Genomic DNA, 19,956 nt, shown 5'->3' on the forward strand with positions numbered 1-19,956 from the left:
CTCAAAGTCACTGACAAACGTCACCAAAGGAGACTACCATGTCTGCGTTCCGCAAGATCCTGATGGCAACGATCGCCATCGCCACCGTTGCAGGCCAGGCCTACGCTCAGGACGTCAAGGTCCTGCGTATCGGCCTCGACGGCGGTGAAAACGAAGCCGACCAGGTTCGCCGCACCGAGTGCGTCAAGCCGGGCCTCGTTGCCGCCACCGGCGTTTCGGAAGTCCAGATCTTCCCGTCGCCGAACTATAACGGCGTCATCCAGGGCCTGCTGGGCGGCACCATCGACCTCGCTGTCATGGGCGCTTCCTCCTACGCCTCGATCTACCTCAAGGATCCGAACGCCGTTACGCCGGTTCTGACCACCAAGCAGGAAGACGGCTCGACCGGCTACTACTCGATCATGGTCGCCCGCAAGGATTCGGGCATCAAGACGCTCGCCGACGCCAAGGGCAAGAAGCTCGGCTTCGCCGATCCGGATTCGACCTCGGGCTACCTCGTCCCGAACGTCTCGCTGCCGAAGGATGTCGGCATGCCGGTCAAGCAGTACTTCTCTGAAACCGGCTTCGGCGGCGGCCATGAGAACCTCGTTCTCGGCGTTCTCGACAAGAAGTTCGACGTCGGCACCACCTTCGGCTCCGCCACCGGCGATTGGGCCCAGGGCTACACCTCTGGCAACCTGCACATCATGGTCACCAAGGGCCTGCTCGACATGGACGATATCGTCCAGGTCTGGAAGTCCCCGCTGATCCCGAACGGCCCGCTGATGGTTTCCAACAAGCTGCCGTCCGACATCCAGAAGAAGGTCACCGCCTACTTCGCCGAACTGCCGAAGACCGACAAGGGCTGCTTCGACAGCTTCACCGGCGGTGGTTACGTCGATTGGTCGCCGGTCGACCAGTCCTTCTACCAGACGATCATCGACGCTCGTAAGTCGGTTATCGGCGGTTGATCCGAACCTCTGAATAAACTCGCGGCGGCATCATCATGGTGCCGCCGTTCGTTCAACAAGGATGCTCAACATGGCGCACGTGGCCGAACCCGACCACATGGGCGGACTGCAGCAAGGCTCCCGCACAATTCTCGATCACTACCAGCAGCAGGTCCGGACACGGCGTATCTACACCGTGATCTCGATCGTTGTGTTCCTGATCGTCCTCGGTGCCTCGCTCGATTTCGCCAACAGCGCCAATTCGGGCAAGTTCTTCGAACGTCTGCCCTATCTCTTCGATTTCATGAAGCATTTCGTGCCGGACAGCCCGCTGGAGATTTTCAGGGCCATGTTCGACCTGCCGTCGCCCTATGCCGATGGCTCGATCAAGTATGATTACGTCAGCGACCGCGTCTACATCACCGACAGCTTCTATATCCCGAATTTCTTCTACCAGCTGGCGATCACCATCAACGTCGCCATCGTCTCGACCATCCTCGGCGCATCCGGCGCCTTCGTGCTCTGCTTCTTCGCCTCGACCAATCTGGTCGGCGCCGGCGCCACCCGCTGGGTCGTGCGCCGCATCATGGAAATCCTGCGCGCCTTCCCGGAGATCGTCATCGCCGGCCTGCTCGCCGCCATCCTGTCGATCGGCCCGATCTCGGCCATCATCGCGGTGTCGATCCACACCATCGGCGCGCTCGGCAAGCTGTTCTTCGAAGTGGTCGAGAATGCCGACATGAAGCCGGACGAGGGCCTGCGCGCATCCGGCGCCAGCTGGCTCGAGCGCGTCCGCTTCGCCATCCTGCCGCAGGTCATGCCCAATTTCGTCTCCTACACGCTGCTGCGCCTTGAGATCAACGTGCGCGCCTCCACCATCATCGGCGCCGTCGGCGGCGGCGGTATCGGCGAGGTCTTCAGCCTGGCGATCGGCCGCGATCACGCCGCCAAGACCTATGCCATCATCATCCTGCTTCTGATCACCGTCGTCTGCGTCGACCAGTTCTCCGCCTGGCTCCGCCGCCGCATGATCGGCAAGCAGTCCTTCGAATTCGGCCGAGGAGCAGCCTGATGTCGTCGCTCACAGTCAACGCCGCCGATCGCCAGCGCCTGCTGGACAATTATCCCGAAGTCTTCCACCGCAGCTTCATGCAGCGCTGGGGCCTCGCCCTCATCGCCGGCCTCGTCATCATCTACCTCGCGCTCGCATTCAATTTCTTCAAGGTCATCCCGACCTTCGTCAACGGCAATTGGGATCGCGCCTCGATCTATGTCCAGGACTGGTATTCCTGGCGCGCCCAGCCGCGCCTGCGCTTCGTCGATGGCAAGGTCGTGCCGCAGTGGACCAGCCGCGGCCAGTATCCGAAGGACGCCATCATCGCATGGATGCTGCCGACCGCAGCCGGCGGCTACACCGTCACCTACGGCAGCGATGCCGACCGCATGGAAGTGACGCCTGAACGTGTCGACGTCTATCTCGGCGGCAAGCTCTATCCTGTCGAGATCACCAAGGATCGCGCCATCCTGCCGCCGGGCGCCCCCGCCGTCATGAAACAGGACGACAGCAAGGTCACCGTCTCCTTCGGCTTCGAGGGCCAGGCGGAAATCCGCTCGACGCAGGTCTATGTGCAACGCCGCTTCCTCGGCTGGGCCAATTTCTTCTTCGACACGCAGTCGCCCTTCTGGGGCAAGAGCCTCGTCGATGTCGCCGGCCTCATGCTGTCGGGTGATCGTATCGATCCCGCGCAGTCCAACGCCTCGCTGGTGCTTGACAATTTCCTCAACAATGCCAGCTGGCAGCACGGCGATATCCTGTCGAAGCTGATGCAGACGCTGGTCATGGCCTTCGTCGGTACGCTGCTCGGCTCGCTCTTCGCCTTCCCGCTGGCCTTCATCGCCGCGCGCAACATCACGCTCAACCGTTCGGCCAACTGGGCGACGAAGCGCCTCTTCGATTTCCTGCGCTCCATCGACATGCTGATCTGGGCGCTGTTCTTCACCCGCGCCTTCGGCCCCGGGCCGATCCCCGGCATCGCCGCCATCTTCTTCACCGACACCGGCGCGCTGGGCAAGGTCTATGCCGAGGCGCTGGAAAATGTCGATGACAAGCAGCGCGAGGGCGTCAAGTCGGTGGGTGCATCGCCGGTCGTCGTCCAGCGCTTCGGCGTGGTGCCGCAGGTGCTGCCGATCTTCATCTCGCAGTCGCTCTATTTCTGGGAATCCAACACCCGCTCGGCCACCGTCATCGGCGCCGTCGGCGCAGGTGGTATCGGCCTGAAACTCTTGGAATCGATGAAGACCAACTCCGATTGGGACAAGGTCGCCTACATGGTGCTCCTCATCCTCATCGTCGTCTTCGTCTTCGACAATATCTCCAATGCGCTGCGTTCGCGGGTGATGGGCAAAAAGACCCATTGATGGGTCTTGATCATCATCATTCTGTCACGGAAATCTTTTAGCCGGAAACAAGCTTGCGGCGGGCGGTCAAATCACGGCAGACTGCCTCCCGCATCCACATAGATTTCCGGGATACTGGCCTTGCGATACGCACTCTATTTCACGCCGCCGAAGGGTGATCCTTTGAACGTGGCGGCAGCCCATTGGCTCGGTCGCGATGCCTTCACCGGCGAAACTTATCCGGCTCCCGATTATCCTGACCTGCCGGCCGCCGAGCAGTTCGAGCTCACCGCCGATCCGCGCCGCTATGCCTTCCACGCCACCATCAAGGCGCCGTTTCATCTGGCCTCCTCGGTCACCGAAAAGGACCTCATCCAGGCCGTCGAGGATTTCGCCGCCGCGACGCCAGCATTCGAGATCCCCGAGCTCGTGCTCGGCCAGCTCGGCCGGTTCTTCGCGCTCGTGCCCGGCTCCCTGCATCCGCCGCTTCAGCAATTCGCCGCCTCCGTGGTAAAGTCCTTCGAACCGTTCCGCGCGAGCTTGTCCGAAGCCGATATCGCTCGGCGCAATCCGGACAAGCTCAGCGAAAGCCAGAGGGCCAATCTGTTGCGCTGGGGCTATCCTCACGTGATGGATGACTTCGGTTTCCACATGACGCTTTCCGGCCAGGTGCCGGAAGAGCGCGCCGAGGTGATGAAGACCATTCTCGCCGAGCGTTTCGCCGCCTTCACCGGCCGGCCGCTTTTGATTTCGGGCCTTGCCGTTTTCGTCGAAGAGACGCGCGGAGCGCCGTTTACCGCCCATTCCTGGTGGCCGCTTGCCGCCGCCAAACCTTGAAAGATCTGACGCCCATGACCAAAGAAACCGTCTTCTCCAACGCCCGCATCGTCCTTGAGGATGAAATCGTCGAAGGATCGGTCCTCGTTCGCGACGGCAAGATCGAGGATATCGCAAGCGGCAGCTCCCGCCTGGGCGAGGATTTCGAAGGTGACTACCTGATCCCCGGCCTGGTCGAGCTGCACACCGATCATCTCGAGGGCCACTATTCGCCACGCCCCGGCCTGCGCTGGAACAAGACGGCGGCGATCCAGGCGCACGACGCCCAGATCGTGACGTCAGGCATCACCACGGTCTTCGATTGCCTGCGCATGGGCGCGGACGAGGATGGCGGCTTCGAGCATGGCGAGATGCGCGACATGGCCGATGCCATCCAGAAGGCCGAGAAAGAGGGCCGCCTGCGCGCCGAGCACCTCATCCACCTGCGTTGCGAAGTCTCCGCCGACAACGTGCTGCAGCACTTCGCCGATTTCGAAAACGACCCCTATGTCCGCCTCGTCTCGCTGATGGACCATGCGCCGGGCCAGCGCCAGTTCCAGACCATGGACCAGTACATCTTCTACTATCAGAAGAAGCGCGGCCTCACCGACGCCGAGTTCGCCAAGTTCGTCGATCGCCGCGTCTCTGAATCCGAGCGCAATTCGACGCCACACCGCGTCGCGATCTCGAAGGTCTGCGCCGAGCGCGGCATCACGGTCGCCAGCCATGACGACGCGACGCTCGCCCATGTCGACGAGGCGATCGAAAACGGCGTGCGTCTCGCCGAATTCCCGACCAGCTTCGACGCCGCCAAGGCCTCGCATGAAAACGGCATGAGCGTGCTGATGGGCGCGCCGAATATCGTGCGCGGCAAATCGCACTCCGGCAACATCGCCGCCCGCGATCTCGCCGAGCGCGGCGTGCTCGACGTTCTCTCCTCCGATTACGTTCCGCTCAGCCTGCTCTACGCACCCTTCCTGATCGCCGACGAGGTGGAAAGCATCTCGCTTCCCAAGGCGATCGCCATGGTCACCTCGACGCCGGCGCGCACGGTGAGCCTCAACGATCGCGGCCGTATCGCGACAGGCCTGCGCGCCGATCTCGTTCGCGTCTTCCGCGACGAGGGCGTTCCGGTCAGCCGCTCCGTCTGGCGCGAAGGGCGCCGGGTCGCATGACCGCGCACGAAACCCATCCCTCGCACGAGCCACACGTCGTTCCCGGCACCGAGCACGGCATCATGGTGGTCGTGGTCGGTCCCTCCGGCGCCGGCAAGGACACGCTGATGGCGGCCGCCGCCCGCCATTTCCGCGAGCGGCAGGACGTTCATTTCGTCCGCCGCGTCATCACCCGCGATCATGATGCCGGCGGCGAGGATCATCTCGCCGTCTCGCCCCAGGGCTTCGCCTCGATGGAGCAGGCCGGCAGCTTCTCCGTCTGGTGGGAAGCTCACGGCCTGAAATACGGCATCCCCTCGGAAGTCTCGGTGTCGCTGTCGGCTGGAAGCCTCGTCATCGCCAATGGCTCACGCTCGGCGCTGCACCATTTCCACGCCGTCTTCCCCCGCCTGAAGGTCATCAACGTCACCGCCCGCGCAGAGGTGCTGGCGAGCCGTCTCGAGGCCCGCGGCCGCGAGACCCACGAGGACATCATGGCCCGCCTGGCCCGCGGCCCGCTCACCGTGCGCGGCGATTACGACGTCGTCGATCTCGACAATAGTGGCTCGCTGGAACAGGGCGAACGCCTGATGGTCGAGGTGCTCGAGGGCTTCCTCCAAGAGATCGGCTGACGACGATGCGGCCGATCCGGCCAAATCGACCAATCCGGGTTATCGATTACGATCCGCGTTGGCCCTCGTTCTTCCATGCCGCGCGCGACGAACTCCTGTCGCTCGCGCCCGGCCTCATCCTTGCTGTCGAACACATCGGCAGCACCGCCGTCCCCGGCCTCGCCGCCAAGCCGAAGATCGACCTCGACGCCGTCCTCATCGACGTCAACGCCCTCGCCACCCTCACCGATAAACTCGCACTCTCCGGCTTCCGCGCCCACGGCGACCCGCATGGCGACGGCCGCCTGCCATTCACCCGCGAACACGAAGGCTACGGCCTGCGCCTCTACCTCTGCCTTAAGGCCAACCCCGCCCACCACGACCGCCTCCTCTTCCGCAACCACCTCCGCCTCCACCCGGACCGCGCCGCCGAATACCAGGCGCTGAAGCAGCGCCTCGCCGAGGAATCAGCAGGCGACTGGGACCACTACACTGGCGGCAAGAGCGCCTTCGTTGCCGAGACGCTGCGCCGCGCCGAGGCCGAGATATCGGCATCGCGGGGATAATTTTATTACGCGGCCAAAGAACTCGCCGCGATATCAGCCGCTTGCGGATTTCATCGTCCCCATCCATCCCCGCTGCAATGGTCGCTCCCATACTGATGGCGTCATTGGACAGGGAGCCGGGTCGCGAACCGGATCTGACACATCAGGGCGTAAGCCCGGCGTTCGGTGATGGTTGTTGAAAGGTGGATGTTGAGGTCGTCAGGACCTCTCATCCATCCGGAAGCGAAAGGCCGAGAGACGCTCCTGTCGGCCTGGATATCCGGAAGCCTTGATATGATCGGGCAGGCGATATTGCCTGACAATCCCATTCTATACCGACCGTCGCCTGCCCATTCCCAGCCTGCCATGCCGTCGCGGAGAGGTCTCCGGCGCGGGGTTTTGTGGTGTGTGGTTGGCGCGTTGCATTTTATGACCATCGCACCGTTTGCGCCCGCGACCCCCTCATCGCCTCGCTGTCGCTCCGGCACTTCTCCCCGCTGGGGAGAAGGGGCTGGGCGCATCGCTGTGCCCTATCTCGGGGTCCTTTTCACAACAGGAGAGATCTAGGCGAGCGGCCACCACGAGTCTCTTCTCCCCCGCGGGGAGAAGGTGCCGGCAGGCGGATGAGGGGGCCTCACCCACCAAGGACAAACACCGACGCCCGCCCAATCCCAACACACGCTTCGCACCAAGTCCCAATCTCACTGTCGAAAATATGATAGAATTCTGCGCTAGAAGCGCGCCACTGGCATCGCCAACGTGTGCCTCGCCAGCAAAGCTATGATCTATCGAATGAGAGCAAAATGGGCGTCAGAAACGTTCTGATCGAAGGCGTGTCCGGCACGGGCAAGACCTCGGTTGCGACAGGCTTGCAACAGCGCGGCTATCACGTCGTCCATGGTGACCGCGAACTCGCCTATAAGGGCGATCCCGTGACAGGCGAGCCCCTGAACGATGCCGCGCGCAGGCAGAATGCGGCTGATGTCGCCTTTGGTCACCGGCACCATCTCTGGGACATCGATAAGGTCAGGGCCCTGGTCAATGACCAAAGCAACGCGATCTCCTTCTTCTGTGGCGGCTCCAGGAATTTCGATCGTTTCATCGATCTCTTCGACCACGTTTTCGTCCTCGACGTCGATGCGGACACGCTGATGAAGAGACTGGCAACGAGGCCCGACGACGAATTCGGCGCAAGCCCCGCCGAGCAGCAATTAGTCCTGCGGCTGCACGCGATCAAGGAAGATATACCGTCCGCTGCGACAATCATCGATGCCACCGCGCCGCTTGCCTCCGTCATCGACGACATCCTGGCGAGATGCGCCGCATCCGGCTAACGATAGGCGATCCGATACCGCGGCCGGCACCCGCCTCGAACATCGAAACGACATCACAAGGTACCCCCCATGACCGACGCAAGACCCCAGCACAACGCCGCCTGCCACTGCGGCACGGTTAAGTTCAAGGTGCGGCTGACGGATGAGTTCAACACCATCCGCCGCTGCACCTGCTCCTATTGCCGCATGCGCGGCGCCATCGCCGCCTCCGCCAATCTCGACGACATAGAGTTCGTCGAGGGCGAGGACAATCTGACGCTCTACCAGTTCCACACCGGCACGGCGAAACACTACTTCTGCAAGACCTGCGGCATCTACACCCACCACCAGCGCCGCTCCAACACCAGCCAGTTCGGCATCAATGTCGCCGTCCTCGAAGGCGTCAGCCCCTTCGATTTCGCCGAAGTAAAAGTCATGAACGGCATCGCCCACCCCAACGATTCCGGCGGCACATCCGAGGTCGCCGGCGTGCTCAGGTTCGAGAAACTTCGCGGCCATGCCGGGGAGGGCCCAAGCACCGACGCGGTGATGGCGCTCACCCGAGGCGAGGCGTAACGCCGATCAACACTGACATTAGCGTGCCTCTAATCCCCTACACCAACCCAAGCCGAACCAAGCTCTCGGCGCAGGCAACGATCGCCTCTTCCCTTGAGCGCGGTGCCCACCCCAGCAGGCGCTCCGCCTTCTCGCCCGTCGCGTTCATGTCGTAGTTGAGGAGCGGCACCACCGCCTTCAGCTGCGCATTCGTCTCGCCGGCGATGCGCACCTGCTCGTCGGGCCAGACATCGGTCGAGACCTTGGCCGCCGCTGCACCCAGCCTTTGCCGCAGCAGTTCCGCGACCTCGACCATCCATAGGCTGTCGCCGACGGTGGCAAGGAAGCGCTCGCCGGCAGCTGCGGGGTCGGTCATGCAGCGCAGGTGCAGGTCCGCCACATCGCGCACGTCGACGCAGCAGGAATTAACGTTCACGCAGCCCGGCTGCCCTTTCATCATGTTGGCGATCAGCCGGATCGAGTGCGAATAGTCGGCGCCGAGAACCGGGCCGTAGACCGCGACCGGATTGACCGCCGAAAGCTGCATGCCTTGGCCCTCGCGCGCGATGAACTCCCAGGCGGCGCGCTCCGACAGCGTCTTCGATTTCTGGTAGGGCGCGACATTGCCTTCAAGGTTGCTCCAGTCGGTCTCGTCGAACGGCCGCCGGTGGTCCGGCCCATGGCCAACGCCGATGGCGCCGAAGGCCGATGTCAGAACCACGCGGCTGACACCCGCATCGCGTGCCGCCGTGAGCACCCTCAGATTGCCGTTGACGGCGGGCTCGATCCAATCCTCCTCGCGCGTCTGGTCGCCCGATGGCGTCGGCGAGGCGCCGTGCATCACGTAAGTGCAACCGGCCACCGCTTCAGCCCATCCCTTGTCGTGATCGAGATCGGCGATCGCGAAGGACAGCCGGTCGCTGGCATCGACACCGCCAGCCTTGAGATGCGCCCGCACCTCGTCCTCCCGCCCGGGTGAACGGATGGTGGTGCGCACGCGGTAGCCGTCTTGCAGCAGCGCCAGCATGCAATATTGCGCGATGAACCCGGTGCCGCCGGTAACGAGAACGAGCGTGTCTTTGTTGTCAGTCGTCATAATCTGCCTCATGCTTCTGCCGCCGCATCGGATCGCGGCGAACTCGATGACGGAAAGGTAGGCAGCCCGTTCCGTACTGTGAATGCTTGAAAATCCGCATGACTTGCGCGATAGTTCGATAGTGCTGACTGATCCTTTCTCCGATGTCCTGAGCCTGACGAAAGCCGAGGCGATCGTCACCGGCGGCTTTACCGCCGGCGGTCCGTGGTCGATCGCCTTTCCGGGGCGCGACAAGATCAAGTTCTTCGCGGTGGTAAAGGGCGGTTGTTGGGTGATGCTGGAGGGCGAGGCCGAGCCGATCCGTTTCGAGGAAGGCGATGTCGGCCTGCTCGCGAAGAAGCGCAGCTTCGTGCTGTCAAGCGATCCCGCGCTGCAGCCGGTCGACGCCATGAGCATATTCACGGGCACGGGGCGGCGGTTGGTGACGCTGGGAGATGGCAATGATTTCGCCCATATCGGCGGCCATGTCGCGCTCGATCCGCTGAGGGGCGGCCTGCTGTCGGATATCCTGCCCACCTGGATCCACACCCGCTCCGCCTCGCCACAGGCCGCCATCTTCCGCTGGCTGCTCGACCGGCTGATCGAGGAGCGCGACATCGGCCAGCCGGGGGCGGCGCTCGCCTCCGCGCAGCTGACCCAGCTGCTCTTCATCGAAATCCTGCGCTCGCACTTAAGCGCCGCCGACCGCATGCCCGCCGGTTGGCTGAAGGCGCTGGCGGAACCCAGGATCGCGCCGGCGCTGCGCCTGATGCACGGCGATCCCGCGCGCGCCTGGCATCTGGAGGAGCTCGCCAGCGCCTGCGCCATGTCGCGCACTTCGTTTGCCGTGCATTTCAAGTCCGTCTCGGGCGTCGCCCCGCTCGCCTATCTCACGGAATGGCGCATGCGCCTTGCCGAACGGGCGCTCCGCGAAGCCCGCACCCCCATCGCCTCCGTCGCCCGCTCGCTCGGCTACACCTCCGAAAGCGCCTTCAGCAACGCCTTCAAGCGCGTGAACGGCAGATCGCCGTCGGCCTATAGGGTGGCGGTGAATGGGCTGGATGCCGGCGATGAGGGTGAGTTGGCATCTGCGGGCTAAATACCATAGGAGCCGCCACTATTGGGCGCCTCCCACGCTTTCACGCCCGATGGGTCGCCGGCTCCATCACCCCTGTCTCATCCGCTCTTCGCCGCGTATCGCGACCGCGCCGAGAACCACCGCAGCGATCGCCACGGTCAGCCCGTCAGCGATCGGAAACGCGAACCAGATGGCCGTTCGGTCCAGCAAAGCGGCAATGACAATGATGGCCACCGGAACAAGCACGAACGACTTCATCAGCGTCAGAAGTCCTGCCTGCAGAGGTCGGCCGATAGCCTGGAAGTAAAGCGCGAGCACCAGCACCGGTCCCGAAAACAGATAGAGCGCCGCCATCGGCTTGAGAATCCTGGCGACCTCCTCGATAACACCGGCATCGGCGATAAAGGCGGAGGCGATCAGCCGGCCTTGTGTCAGAAGCAGCAGTTCGACGGCGGCTCCGTAGATGAAGGCGGTTACCGCGGCAATCCTCAGGACCTGGTCGGCGCGATCCCAGCGCCCGGCTCCGACATTGTTGCCGACGATGCTCTGCATGGCGAGCGCTGCGGCCATGGGCGGCAGGAAGGCAAAACCGAGGATGCGCGTGATGATGCCATAGGCAGCAACAGCCTGCGAATGGCCTTCGCCCGACGACGGCAACGCAAGAACCACGCAGGTCGCCGTCAGCGCCATCCCGATGAAAGTGAGGCTGACGGGAGCGCCGAGTGCCGCAATCTTCCCCCATTGCCCATGCCAAGCGTTGCGCCGTAAGACGCCAAGCGGCATCATCTCCCGCGACCGCCGCCGGCCCTCGATGAGGAGAGCAAGCCCCGCCCCTTGCGCCAAAACGGTGCTCAAGGCCGACCCCGCAACGCCCATCGCAAACGGCACGATCAGGATGTAGTTGAAGAGGATGTTGATCGATGTCACGCCAAGCGACATCAGCGCCATGCTCCCCGCCCGGCCTTCATTGCGCCAGGCATCCGCATGGATACCGAGCAGGAATTGCAGCGGCGTGCCCAGAAGAGTGATCATCAGAAACACCCACGCCATCCGAGCGATAGGCTCCGCCGATCCGGCCATCCGCATTGCAAACGTCCCGCCGCCAACGAGGAAGAGAAGGATCAGCACCAGGCCGATCAGGATGGCAAGGCCATGCGCCCGGGCAAAGGTGGCGCCCGCCTCTTCGCGCGCACCGGCGCCGAGCTGTCTCGCAAGCAGGCTGGACATGCCGCTGCCGACAAGCGTCGAAAGCGCAATGGTCACAAGCAGGATGGGAAACGCGATACTGATGGCCGCTATGGCCTCTTCCCCGACAAAGCGTCCGAGAAAGGCGGCATCGACGATGCCGAGCAGGCCGTTCATCGTCATGATGGTCACCATCGGCAAGGCGGTCGTGGCAAAGATCCGGCCCACGGGCGCGGTCAGGAATCGATTGTCGGGTGATTGTCTCGCAGACATCACGCACTCCTCATATGAGGCATTTCGATTGAGGAGGGAGCCTGCATTGCCACCAACGAAATGCTTCGAGGGTGAGACGATATCCACGTCGAGCTTTTACCGTGACTTGCGTCCGCAGGCGGCAGGCACTCGAAACCTGCACCGGATCAATCATTTTGACGCGGGGCTGTCAATTCGAAAACCGGCGGACCACGGAGTGGCGGTAAATGGAGGTGGGGTTTGGGAAGCGGAAATGTGAGGACTGGCGTGCCCTTCGCTTGTCGCTCAGGGTGTCGCTTCCGCTCCACCCCCTCATCGCCTCGCTACGCTCCGGCACTTCTCCCCGTTGGGGGAGAAGGGGCAGGTGGCAGCCGCTCTGCACCACCTTGGCCGTTGATTTCAGCCCGTCCACGAATGACAGTGTGTGTCGAAGCGCCGCCACGAGTCTCTTCTCCCCATCGGGGAGAAGGTGGCGGCAGCCGGATGAGGGGGCTCCGGGTTCTGAGCTCAATTTTTCTGTGCTGCATCCCCGGCGCCGAGACCTCAATCCCCCTCGCCACGCCCATTGACGATCTCGCGCTTGCCCACGTGGTTGGCCGGGCCGACCAGCCCTTCCTTCTCCATGCGCTCGACGAGCGATGCCGCGCGGTTGTAGCCGATGCCGAGGCGGCGCTGGATGTAGGAGGTCGAGCACTTCTTGTCGCGCAGCACGACCTTCACGGCCTTGTCGTAGAGGTCGTTGCCGTCCTCTGCCGCCATGTCGCCCTTGTCGAACACGGCGCTGTCTTCTTCCTCGCCGTCTTCCTCTTCGTCGGCGGTGACCGTGTCCAGATATTCCGGGCGGCCCTGCGTCTTCAGATGCGCCACGACCTTCTCGACCTCGGCGTCGGAGACGAACGGGCCGTGGACGCGCGAGATGCGGCCGCCGCCCTGCATGTGCAGCATGTCGCCCTGGCCGAGCAGCTGTTCGGCGCCCTGTTCGCCAAGGATCGTGCGGCTGTCGATCTTAGACGTCACCTGGAAGGAGATGCGGGTCGGGAAGTTGGCCTTGATCGTGCCGGTGATGACGTCGACCGAGGGACGCTGCGTCGCCATGATCAGGTGGATGCCGGCGGCGCGCGCCATCTGCGCCAGACGCTGGATCGCGCCTTCGATTTCCTTGCCGGCCACCATCATCAGGTCGGCCATTTCGTCGACGATGACGACGATATAGGGCATCGGCGTGAGGTCGAGTTCCTGTTGTTCCTCGATCGGCGCGCCGGTGCTGCGGTCGAAGCCGGTTTGCACCATGATGTGGATCGTCTCGCCCTTGTCCTTGGCCTGCGCCACGCGGCTGTTGTAGCCGTCGATATTGCGCACGCCGAGGCGCGACATCTTGCGATAGCGCTCTTCCATCTCGCGCACCGCCCACTTCAGCGCCATCACGGCCTTCTTCGGGTCGGTCACGACGGGGGTGAGCAGATGCGGAATGCCGTCATAGATCGACAGTTCGAGCATCTTCGGATCGATCATGATCAGGCGGCACTGTTCCGGCGTCATCCGGTAGAGCAGCGAGAGAATCATCGTGTTGACGGCGACCGACTTGCCCGAGCCGGTGGTGCCGGCGACAAGCAGATGCGGCATCTTCGCAAGCTCGGCGATGACAGGCTCGCCGCCGATCGTCTTGCCGAGGCCTAGCGCCAGCTTGTAGCTGCTCTTTTCGAAATCGGCGCTCTCGATCATTTCGCGGAAATAGACGGTTTCGCGCAGCGCGTTCGGCAGTTCGATGCCGATGACATTGCGGCCGGGCACCACGGCGACGCGGGCTGACAAGGCCGACATCGAGCGGGCGATGTCGTCGGCAAGGCCGATGACGCGCGAGGATTTGACGCCCGGCGCCGGCTCGAATTCATAGAGCGTCACGACGGGCCCGGGGCGCACATGGATGATCTCGCCCTTGATGCCGAAATCCTCAAGCACGCTTTCCAGAAGCCCGGCATTCTGCTCCAGCGCTTCCTGCGACATGATCTCGCCGACGCGTTCCGGCGGCTCCTGCAGCAGCGAATTGGAGGGGAATTCATAGCCGGAGGCATCGACCTTGGAGGGCACGAACTTGTGCGCCACCATGCGCGCGGCGGGTGCCAGCGGTGCGATCGCCGGCTGCGAGCGAACCGGCATCGGCGCGATCGGCTGCGCTACTGATGGCTGCGGCTCTATGGCGATCGGCTGCACGATCTGCGGGGCAGGGGCGGGCGCCAGCGCCTCGGCGGCAGCTGCTTGCTGCTTCAGCCTGACGGCAAGCGGCTGGCGGATCGGCGCACGACCGGTGGTCGGGGCCGGCGCCACGACAACAGGCGCTGCAACGGAAGCGGCAGGCGCAGCTGTTACGACAGGCGCGGTGATCGGGGCCGCGACGGGAGCAACGGCAACCGGCAGCGGCGCGGCATAGGGCGCGGCGACGACGGGCTGCCTGCCCGGGCGCCATTCCATGATGCGGAACTGGCTGATGATCGAATGCGGTTCGGAGACGGTCTGCGGCGCGACGATCTGCACCTGCGGTGCCGCTTCCACCGGCTCGACGGGCGCCTCGCCATCCTCGAATGACATCACTTCCCAGAAGGCGAAGTCGGAGATCGAGGAGAGGTTGGATGTGGCGTGGAACTGCGCTTCGTCGGCGGTCTCGGAAACGACGATCGCGCTTTCTTCGACGGCGGCGACATTGGCTGCCGGCTGGTAGACGTCGAAGGGCACGTTAGCCACGACAGGCGCGCGTGGGCCGGTCTGCTGCGGCGCGTAAGCATTGCGCAGCGCCTGCTGCTGAACGTGCGGCTGTGGCTGTGTGACGGCCGGCTGCATCGCGGCCTGGCGGGCGACATAGCCCTGGCGCGGCTGTGCGGCGGGTTGCGGCGTCACGACGATCGGCTGGGCCACCGGCGCCATCACCTTTACCGTCACCGGTGCCACCGCTTGGGCGGGTGTCGGTGCGGCTGCCACGACCTGTTCCGGCTCCATCACCCGCTGCTGCACCGGCTCGGCCGGCTGCTTGCGCGGGTTGATCTGGCTCTCCGGCGTGCGGGTAAAGCGGACATTCGGCGCCAGCGAAAAGTGATTTTGCCAGATCGGCGGCACCGGCTTCTCGCCGGCCTGTTCCTGCAGCTGTTCGCCCTGGGTGTCGGCGGAAACCTCGCCGGCATCCGTCAGATTGGTTCTAGGAAAGCGCATACGACAGCCACTCACTCATGATTGGTAACTATTATCCTCTTCCGGCTTAGGAAATGAAGGTTAATAAGTTCCTTCTCGACGCCCCTGCGCGACAGCCGCAGCAAGGCGTAAATCGAGTGCTTTCAGTGACTTGCTTGATAAAGAAAATTTTAGCGATTTTTCGACGAGGCGCCCGCGCATCGGCCCGAAAATCAAAATCGATTTCCGGAAGTCCGATGCGCAAATGCAAAAAGTTAGAGCGTCCTTTGCGCGTTCGCGCGAACGCCCGGAGCTCTAGTGCGCCTCGTCCCAATTGGTCGCCGCGCGCGCATCGACCTTCAGCGGCACGCGCATTTCGAGCGCCGGCATGGTGGCGTTTTCCATCACGGAAACGATAACAGGCATGGCCTTGTCGACGTCCTCGTCCTCGACCTCGAAGATCAGTTCGTCGTGCACCTGCAGGAGCATGCGCACCCGCTCGGAAAGCCCGACCTCGGCCAACGCCGGTTCCATCTTGATCATCGCCCGGCGGATCACGTCGGCGGCCGAGCCCTGGATCGGCGCGTTGATCGCCGCGCGCTCGTTGAAGGCGCGAACCGAGGGGTTTGAGGAGCGAATATCAGGATAGTTGATTCGCCGCCCGAAGATCGTCTCGACATAGCCCTTGTCGCGGGCCAGCTGCTTGGTGCTGTCCATATAGTCGCGAATGCCGGGGAAGCGTTCGAAATAGCGCTTGATGTAGTCGCTGGCTTCCGAGCGCTCGATGGAGAGCTGGTTGGCAAGGCCGAAGGCCGAGATGCCGTAGATGATGCCGAAGTTGATCGCCTTGGCGCGGCGACGCACCTCCGACGGCATGCCCTCGACCGGAACGCCGAACATTTCGGAGGCCGTCATCGCGTGAATGTCGATCCCGTCTGCGAAGGCCTGCGTCAGCTGCGGGATTTCGGCGACATGGGCGAGCACGCGCAGCTCGATCTGGCTGTAGTCGGCCGAGATCAGCTTGTGGCCAGGCGTCGAGATGAAGGCGGTGCGGATCTTGCGGCCTTCTGCGGTGCGAACCGGAATGTTCTGCAGGTTGGGTTCCGACGAGGAAAGCCGCCCCGTCGTCGTCGAAGCCAGCGAGTAGGAGGTATGCACCCGCTTCGTCTGCGGGTGCACATAGCCCGGCAGCGCGTCGGTATAGGTGGATTTGAGCTTGGTCAGCTGGCGCCAGTCGACGATCTTGCGCGGCAGTTCCAGCCCGGCCGCCGCCAGATCCTCCAGCACGCTCGCCGAGGTCGACCATTGACCGGTCTTGGTCTTCGAGCCGCCGGCAAGGCCCATCTTGCCGAACAGGATGTCGCCCAGCTGCTTCGGTGAGCCGATGTTGAAGCGCTCGCCGGCGAGCTGGTAGATCTCGTCCTCCAGCCTTGCCGCCCCCTGCGCCAGCTCTCCCGAGAGCCGCGAGAGGATCTGCCTGTCGACGGTGATCCCCCGCTCTTCCATATGCGCGAGAACGGGCAGCAGCGGCCGCTCCAGCCGCTCGTAGACGGAGGTCAGCTTCTCGGCCGCCAGCCGCGGCTTCAGCACCATCCAGAGCCTGAGCGTCACATCGGCATCCTCGGCCGCGTAGTGCGTGGCGCGGTCGATATCGACGAGGTCGAAGGAGATGTTCGACTTGCCGCTGCCGGCCACATCCTTGTAGGCGATCGGCTTGTGGTTGAGGAATTTCTCCGACAGCGGGTCCATGCCATGCGCGCCGGTGCCGGCGTCGAGCACGTAGGAGATCAGCATCGTGTCGTCGAAGTTCTTTGTCTCGACGCCGTAGCGCTTCATCAGCAGGTAGTCGTATTTCAGGTTCTGCGCGACCTTGAGCACCGACTGGTCCTCGAGCAGCGCCTTTAGCCGCGGCAGCGCATCGCGCATTGCGATCTGGTTCTCGGCCATGCCGCCGCCGAGCAGGTCGCCGACGCCGGTCTTGTGGCCGAGCGGCACGTAGGCGGCGCGGATGTTGACGCCGGTGGGGCTCTTCGCGTTGTCGGCAATCGCCATCGAGAAGCCGACGAGCTCCGCCTGCATGGCGTCGAGCGAGGTCGTTTCGGTGTCGAAGCCGATCACGCCGGTCTCGTGCGCATCCGCGATCCACTTGTCGAGCGTCGCGACATCGCGGATCGTCACATAGCGCGAATGGTCGAAGGGCAGGTTGGCGAAGGCATCGGCCCGCGACTTGGCGAAATCGGATGGCGTGAAGCTGCCCTCCGGCGCGGCGGAGCCGTTGACCTTAGCCCCATTGGTCTTAGTCGGAACAGCCACGGCGTCGCCGACGACCTCGGGCGTCCCGCCGGCAACCGGCGCCGGCTCGGCTACGTCGAGATCCGGCCCATGCGCATTGGCGCCCCACTCGACCGGCACGTCGACCGCGTCGATGGCACCAGCATCGCATTCGCAGGCCTCGGCCACGCGCCGCGTCAGGCTGGTGAACTGCATGGCCTTCAGGAAGCCGATCAGCTTCGGTCCGTCCTGCGCCTCGAGGATGAGGTCGGCAACGGCGATGTCGAGCGGCACGTCGGTGCGGAGCTTGACGAGTTCACGCGACAGCCGCGCCTTGTCGGCATTCTCGATGATCGTCTGCCGACGCTTCTCCTGCTTGATCTCGGTGGCGCGAGCGAGCAGCGTGTCGAGGTCGCCATATTCGGCCAGCAGCGTCGCCGCCGTCTTCGGCCCGATACCGGGAATGCCAGGCACGTTGTCGACGGAATCGCCGGTCATCGCCTGCAGGTCGATCATCTTTTCCGGCGGCACGCCCCATTTCTCGATCACGTCAGGGATGCCGATCTGCTTATCCTTCATGCTGTCGTACATGTGGACGTTATCGGTGACGAGCTGCATCAGGTCCTTGTCGGAGGAGACGATCGTCACGTCGGCGCCGAGCGCTTCGGCCTGGCGGGCATAAGTGGCGATGATGTCGTCGGCCTCGAAGCCCTCGGTCTCGATGCAGGGCAGGTTGAAGGCGCGCGTCGCCTGGCGGATCAAGCCAAACTGCGGGATCAGCTCTTCCGGCGGCGCCGAGCGGTTGGCCTTGTAGGCGTCATAGAGATCCTTGCGGAAGGTCTTCGACGAATAGTCGAAAATGACGGCCAGATGCGTCGGCGTCACGCCCACGGACGTGTCGCGCGCCTCGGTCAGGAGCTTCCACAGCATGTTGCAGAAACCGGAGACGGCGCCGACAGGCAGCCCATCGGATTTGCGCGTCAGCGGCGGCAGGGCATGGAAGGCTCGAAAGATGAATCCGGAGCCGTCGACAAGAAAGAGATGATCGCCTTTTTTCATGGCAGCATGGATAGCGCGCCGGCCCTGCGAGGTCCATATAAAGTTAGGGTGCCGGCGCGTTGCGCACATGCTTGGGAAGTGCCGGAAAACGCGCGGAAACGGCCATAACCCCTCAATAGCTGCGGCTTGTTTCAGGCGTTTTTCGCCCGTACATTGGGCGGAGGCCAAAGGGAGTCCGCAATGTCTGGAGAACCCGAATCGCAGAGGTATATTCTCAACCAGATCTCCATGCTGCTTGATGGCGTGAAGGGGTTGAATACCAAGATCGCTCGCCAGGTCGACGCAATTGGTCGGTACGATGTCGAGTTCATCAAGCTAGGGCGCTTCATGAACAAGTTCGAGGGCGAGTTGATCGAACTCAGGGCTGACATGGGAAAGGTGAAGCTGGAAGTTGGCCAGCTGAGAATTGAGATCGGCGAGGCACGAACCGACGTCGGTCAACTGAGAACCGAGATGGGGCAATTTCGCTCGGAGATGGGTCAGTTTCGCTCGGAGATGGAAGCTCGGCTCGACGCGATCCTGAAGCGCATAGACGACCTGGAGGGGCGGACACATGATATCGCCGATCATGTCCAGGAGCTGCGCTCAGATGGGGTGCGCCAGTACAACGAAGTCATAAACGCGCTGCAGGACAGCTATCAGAACCGCATGTCCCTGAAGGACCTCGACGCGCGCGTCTCCGAATTGGAGCGTATCGTCGGGCTGCGCCCGCCGCCCGCAGCGTGAGTCTCGCACAAGCCGCTCACTGGACTGTTACCAAAATGTAATAGTCAATTCTTTTCTTTCCCTTGAAAAGCCACATTCGGAACTACAAATAAATATCACCGACGCGACATTGATCACGTCGAGGGTCTGATTGCTGGCTCGTCCCCCGCCGCATTGGACTTGGACAAAGGCCTCATCCCCTCTCCGGGCCTTTGTCCCCTATTTGAAGCCGCCATAGCCTTACCTCCAGGCTATGGCGGCTTTGTTTTTCTGCACTATCTCCAGCTGTATGAATATGAATGTCTGTCTTTCAAAGCATCGCATACGATTTGTTGCATTGCTCGTGGCTGGGTTTTGCGCCTAACTGAAAAAATGGGAACGGAACGAATGGACTCGGGAGCCTATCTCGCCAGCCAGCTGGCCAAAGGCTTTGCCCGCTCGCTGCAGCAGCGCGCGGCAAGGTTGGGTTTTTCGCCGGGTCAGTTTCCGATATTGCTGGAGCTTTGGGCCGAAGACGGGCTGACGCAGAAGCAATTGCTCGCCCGCGTCGATATCGAGCAGGCCACCATGGCCAACACGCTGTCGCGCATGGAGCGCGATGGCCTGATCGAGCGCCGCCCGCATCCGTCAGACAAGCGCGCCCAGCTGGTGTTCCTCACCGACCGCGCCAAAATCATGGAAAACGATGCCGTTCTCGCCGCCCGCGAGGCCGATCTCGCCCTGTTCGATGGCTTCAAGACATTCGAGCGCGAGCTGACGCTGGAATACATCCGCCGTCTGCTGGAGAACGCAAAGAAGCTCTGAGATTTGGGTGTGGTCCCGGCGCGAGTAGCACCCGGGACAGGGCTGGCG

The 19,956-nt window shown here is 63.3% G+C and carries 16 protein-coding genes; 12 read left to right on the plus strand and 4 right to left on the minus strand.

Annotated elements, in window-relative coordinates; genetic code table 11:
* Positions 1–38 precede the first annotated feature (38 nt).
* The 9 genes from phnD (at position 39) to AC1DOG_RS14045 (ending at position 8,341) form a co-directional block, all read left to right on the plus strand.
* Positions 39–950, plus strand: a complete 912-nt coding sequence (phnD, locus tag AC1DOG_RS14005; RefSeq protein WP_047506750.1) for a phosphonate ABC transporter substrate-binding protein — start codon at positions 39–41, stop codon at positions 948–950.
* Between the two features lie 70 nt (positions 951–1,020).
* Entirely contained in the window at positions 1,021–2,001 is a 981-nt protein-coding gene (phnE, locus tag AC1DOG_RS14010; protein ID WP_018899240.1) for a phosphonate ABC transporter, permease protein PhnE, read from the plus strand.
* The gene (phnE, locus tag AC1DOG_RS14015; protein ID WP_477928782.1) at positions 2,001–3,347 is read left to right on the plus strand and encodes a phosphonate ABC transporter, permease protein PhnE; all 1,347 of its coding nucleotides are present in this window, start codon (positions 2,001–2,003) and stop codon (positions 3,345–3,347) included. The genes phnE (AC1DOG_RS14010) and phnE (AC1DOG_RS14015) overlap by 1 nt, the downstream gene beginning before the upstream one ends.
* Before the next feature lie 120 nt (positions 3,348–3,467).
* The gene (locus AC1DOG_RS14020; protein WP_477928784.1) at positions 3,468–4,163 is read left to right on the plus strand and encodes a DUF1045 domain-containing protein; all 696 of its coding nucleotides are present in this window, start codon (positions 3,468–3,470) and stop codon (positions 4,161–4,163) included.
* Positions 4,164–4,177: 14 nt separating this feature from the next.
* Complete coding sequence (locus tag AC1DOG_RS14025; RefSeq protein WP_018899243.1) at positions 4,178–5,317, plus strand: alpha-D-ribose 1-methylphosphonate 5-triphosphate diphosphatase; 1,140 nt, start codon at positions 4,178–4,180, stop codon at positions 5,315–5,317.
* Positions 5,314–5,928 carry a phosphonate metabolism protein/1,5-bisphosphokinase (PRPP-forming) PhnN gene (phnN, locus tag AC1DOG_RS14030; RefSeq protein ID WP_477928786.1) on the plus strand — a complete coding sequence of 205 codons (615 nt, stop codon included), beginning with the start codon at positions 5,314–5,316 and terminating at the stop codon, positions 5,926–5,928. The genes AC1DOG_RS14025 and phnN overlap by 4 nt, the downstream gene beginning before the upstream one ends.
* A 5-nt stretch (positions 5,929–5,933) precedes the next feature.
* Positions 5,934–6,473: a GrpB family protein gene (locus AC1DOG_RS14035; RefSeq protein ID WP_477928788.1), complete on the plus strand. Its 540-nt coding sequence runs from the start codon at positions 5,934–5,936 to the stop codon at positions 6,471–6,473.
* Between the two features lie 782 nt (positions 6,474–7,255).
* Entirely contained in the window at positions 7,256–7,786 is a 531-nt protein-coding gene (locus tag AC1DOG_RS14040; RefSeq protein WP_477928790.1) for an AAA family ATPase, read from the plus strand.
* Between the two features lie 69 nt (positions 7,787–7,855).
* Positions 7,856–8,341 carry a GFA family protein gene (locus tag AC1DOG_RS14045; RefSeq protein WP_477928792.1) on the plus strand — a complete coding sequence of 162 codons (486 nt, stop codon included), beginning with the start codon at positions 7,856–7,858 and terminating at the stop codon, positions 8,339–8,341.
* Between the two features lie 37 nt (positions 8,342–8,378).
* Here AC1DOG_RS14045 and AC1DOG_RS14050 read toward each other — a convergent pair whose 3' ends face one another.
* Positions 8,379–9,416 (minus strand): SDR family oxidoreductase, encoded by a 1,038-nt coding sequence (locus AC1DOG_RS14050; RefSeq protein ID WP_477928794.1) that lies wholly within the window; start codon positions 9,414–9,416, stop codon positions 8,379–8,381.
* A gap of 121 nt (positions 9,417–9,537) precedes the next feature.
* On the opposite strand from AC1DOG_RS14050, the gene AC1DOG_RS14055 reads away from it, so the two are divergent.
* Positions 9,538–10,494: an AraC family transcriptional regulator gene (locus AC1DOG_RS14055; RefSeq protein ID WP_477928796.1), complete on the plus strand. Its 957-nt coding sequence runs from the start codon at positions 9,538–9,540 to the stop codon at positions 10,492–10,494.
* A gap of 66 nt (positions 10,495–10,560) precedes the next feature.
* On the opposite strand, the gene AC1DOG_RS14060 is transcribed toward AC1DOG_RS14055, so the two are convergent.
* From AC1DOG_RS14060 to polA, 3 genes are all read right to left on the minus strand, one after another.
* Positions 10,561–11,931: an MATE family efflux transporter gene (locus tag AC1DOG_RS14060; protein ID WP_477928798.1), complete on the minus strand. Its 1,371-nt coding sequence runs from the start codon at positions 11,929–11,931 to the stop codon at positions 10,561–10,563.
* Positions 11,932–12,453: 522 nt separating this feature from the next.
* Positions 12,454–15,111, minus strand: a complete 2,658-nt coding sequence (locus AC1DOG_RS14065) for a DNA translocase FtsK (protein WP_477928800.1) — start codon at positions 15,109–15,111, stop codon at positions 12,454–12,456.
* Positions 15,112–15,384: 273 nt separating this feature from the next.
* Positions 15,385–18,399 (minus strand): DNA polymerase I, encoded by a 3,015-nt coding sequence (polA, locus tag AC1DOG_RS14070; protein ID WP_477928802.1) that lies wholly within the window; start codon positions 18,397–18,399, stop codon positions 15,385–15,387.
* Positions 18,400–18,579: 180 nt separating this feature from the next.
* On the opposite strand from polA, the gene AC1DOG_RS14075 reads away from it, so the two are divergent.
* On the plus strand, positions 18,580–19,125 hold the full coding sequence (locus AC1DOG_RS14075) for a zinc ribbon domain-containing protein (protein ID WP_477928804.1): 546 nt from the start codon (positions 18,580–18,582) through the stop codon (positions 19,123–19,125).
* Positions 19,126–19,491: 366 nt separating this feature from the next.
* Positions 19,492–19,908, plus strand: coding sequence for a MarR family winged helix-turn-helix transcriptional regulator (locus AC1DOG_RS14080; RefSeq protein WP_477928806.1), 417 nt, complete (start codon positions 19,492–19,494; stop codon positions 19,906–19,908).
* Positions 19,909–19,956 lie beyond the last annotated feature (48 nt).

The organism is Rhizobium sp. 01N48 (assembly GCF_056399145.1).

What these genes read in the sequence shown, in the direction of transcription:
- AC1DOG_RS14060 (WP_477928798.1), bottom strand. Translation starts at nt 11,931, where the DNA reads ATGTCTGCGAGACAATCACCCGACAATCGATTCCTGACCGCGCCCGTG.
- AC1DOG_RS14040 (WP_477928790.1), top strand. Translation starts at nt 7,256, where the DNA reads ATGGGCGTCAGAAACGTTCTGATCGAAGGCGTGTCCGGCACGGGCAAG.
- AC1DOG_RS14035 (WP_477928788.1), top strand. Translation starts at nt 5,934, where the DNA reads ATGCGGCCGATCCGGCCAAATCGACCAATCCGGGTTATCGATTACGAT.
- phnE (WP_018899240.1), top strand. Translation starts at nt 1,021, where the DNA reads ATGGCGCACGTGGCCGAACCCGACCACATGGGCGGACTGCAGCAAGGC.
- AC1DOG_RS14065 (WP_477928800.1), bottom strand. Translation starts at nt 15,111, where the DNA reads ATGCGCTTTCCTAGAACCAATCTGACGGATGCCGGCGAGGTTTCCGCC.
- phnE (WP_477928782.1), top strand. Translation starts at nt 2,001, where the DNA reads ATGTCGTCGCTCACAGTCAACGCCGCCGATCGCCAGCGCCTGCTGGAC.
- AC1DOG_RS14075 (WP_477928804.1), top strand. Translation starts at nt 18,580, where the DNA reads ATGTCTGGAGAACCCGAATCGCAGAGGTATATTCTCAACCAGATCTCC.
- AC1DOG_RS14025 (WP_018899243.1), top strand. Translation starts at nt 4,178, where the DNA reads ATGACCAAAGAAACCGTCTTCTCCAACGCCCGCATCGTCCTTGAGGAT.
- AC1DOG_RS14080 (WP_477928806.1), top strand. Translation starts at nt 19,492, where the DNA reads ATGGACTCGGGAGCCTATCTCGCCAGCCAGCTGGCCAAAGGCTTTGCC.
- polA (WP_477928802.1), bottom strand. Translation starts at nt 18,399, where the DNA reads ATGAAAAAAGGCGATCATCTCTTTCTTGTCGACGGCTCCGGATTCATC.
- phnN (WP_477928786.1), top strand. Translation starts at nt 5,314, where the DNA reads ATGACCGCGCACGAAACCCATCCCTCGCACGAGCCACACGTCGTTCCC.
- AC1DOG_RS14045 (WP_477928792.1), top strand. Translation starts at nt 7,856, where the DNA reads ATGACCGACGCAAGACCCCAGCACAACGCCGCCTGCCACTGCGGCACG.
- phnD (WP_047506750.1), top strand. Translation starts at nt 39, where the DNA reads ATGTCTGCGTTCCGCAAGATCCTGATGGCAACGATCGCCATCGCCACC.
- AC1DOG_RS14050 (WP_477928794.1), bottom strand. Translation starts at nt 9,416, where the DNA reads ATGACGACTGACAACAAAGACACGCTCGTTCTCGTTACCGGCGGCACC.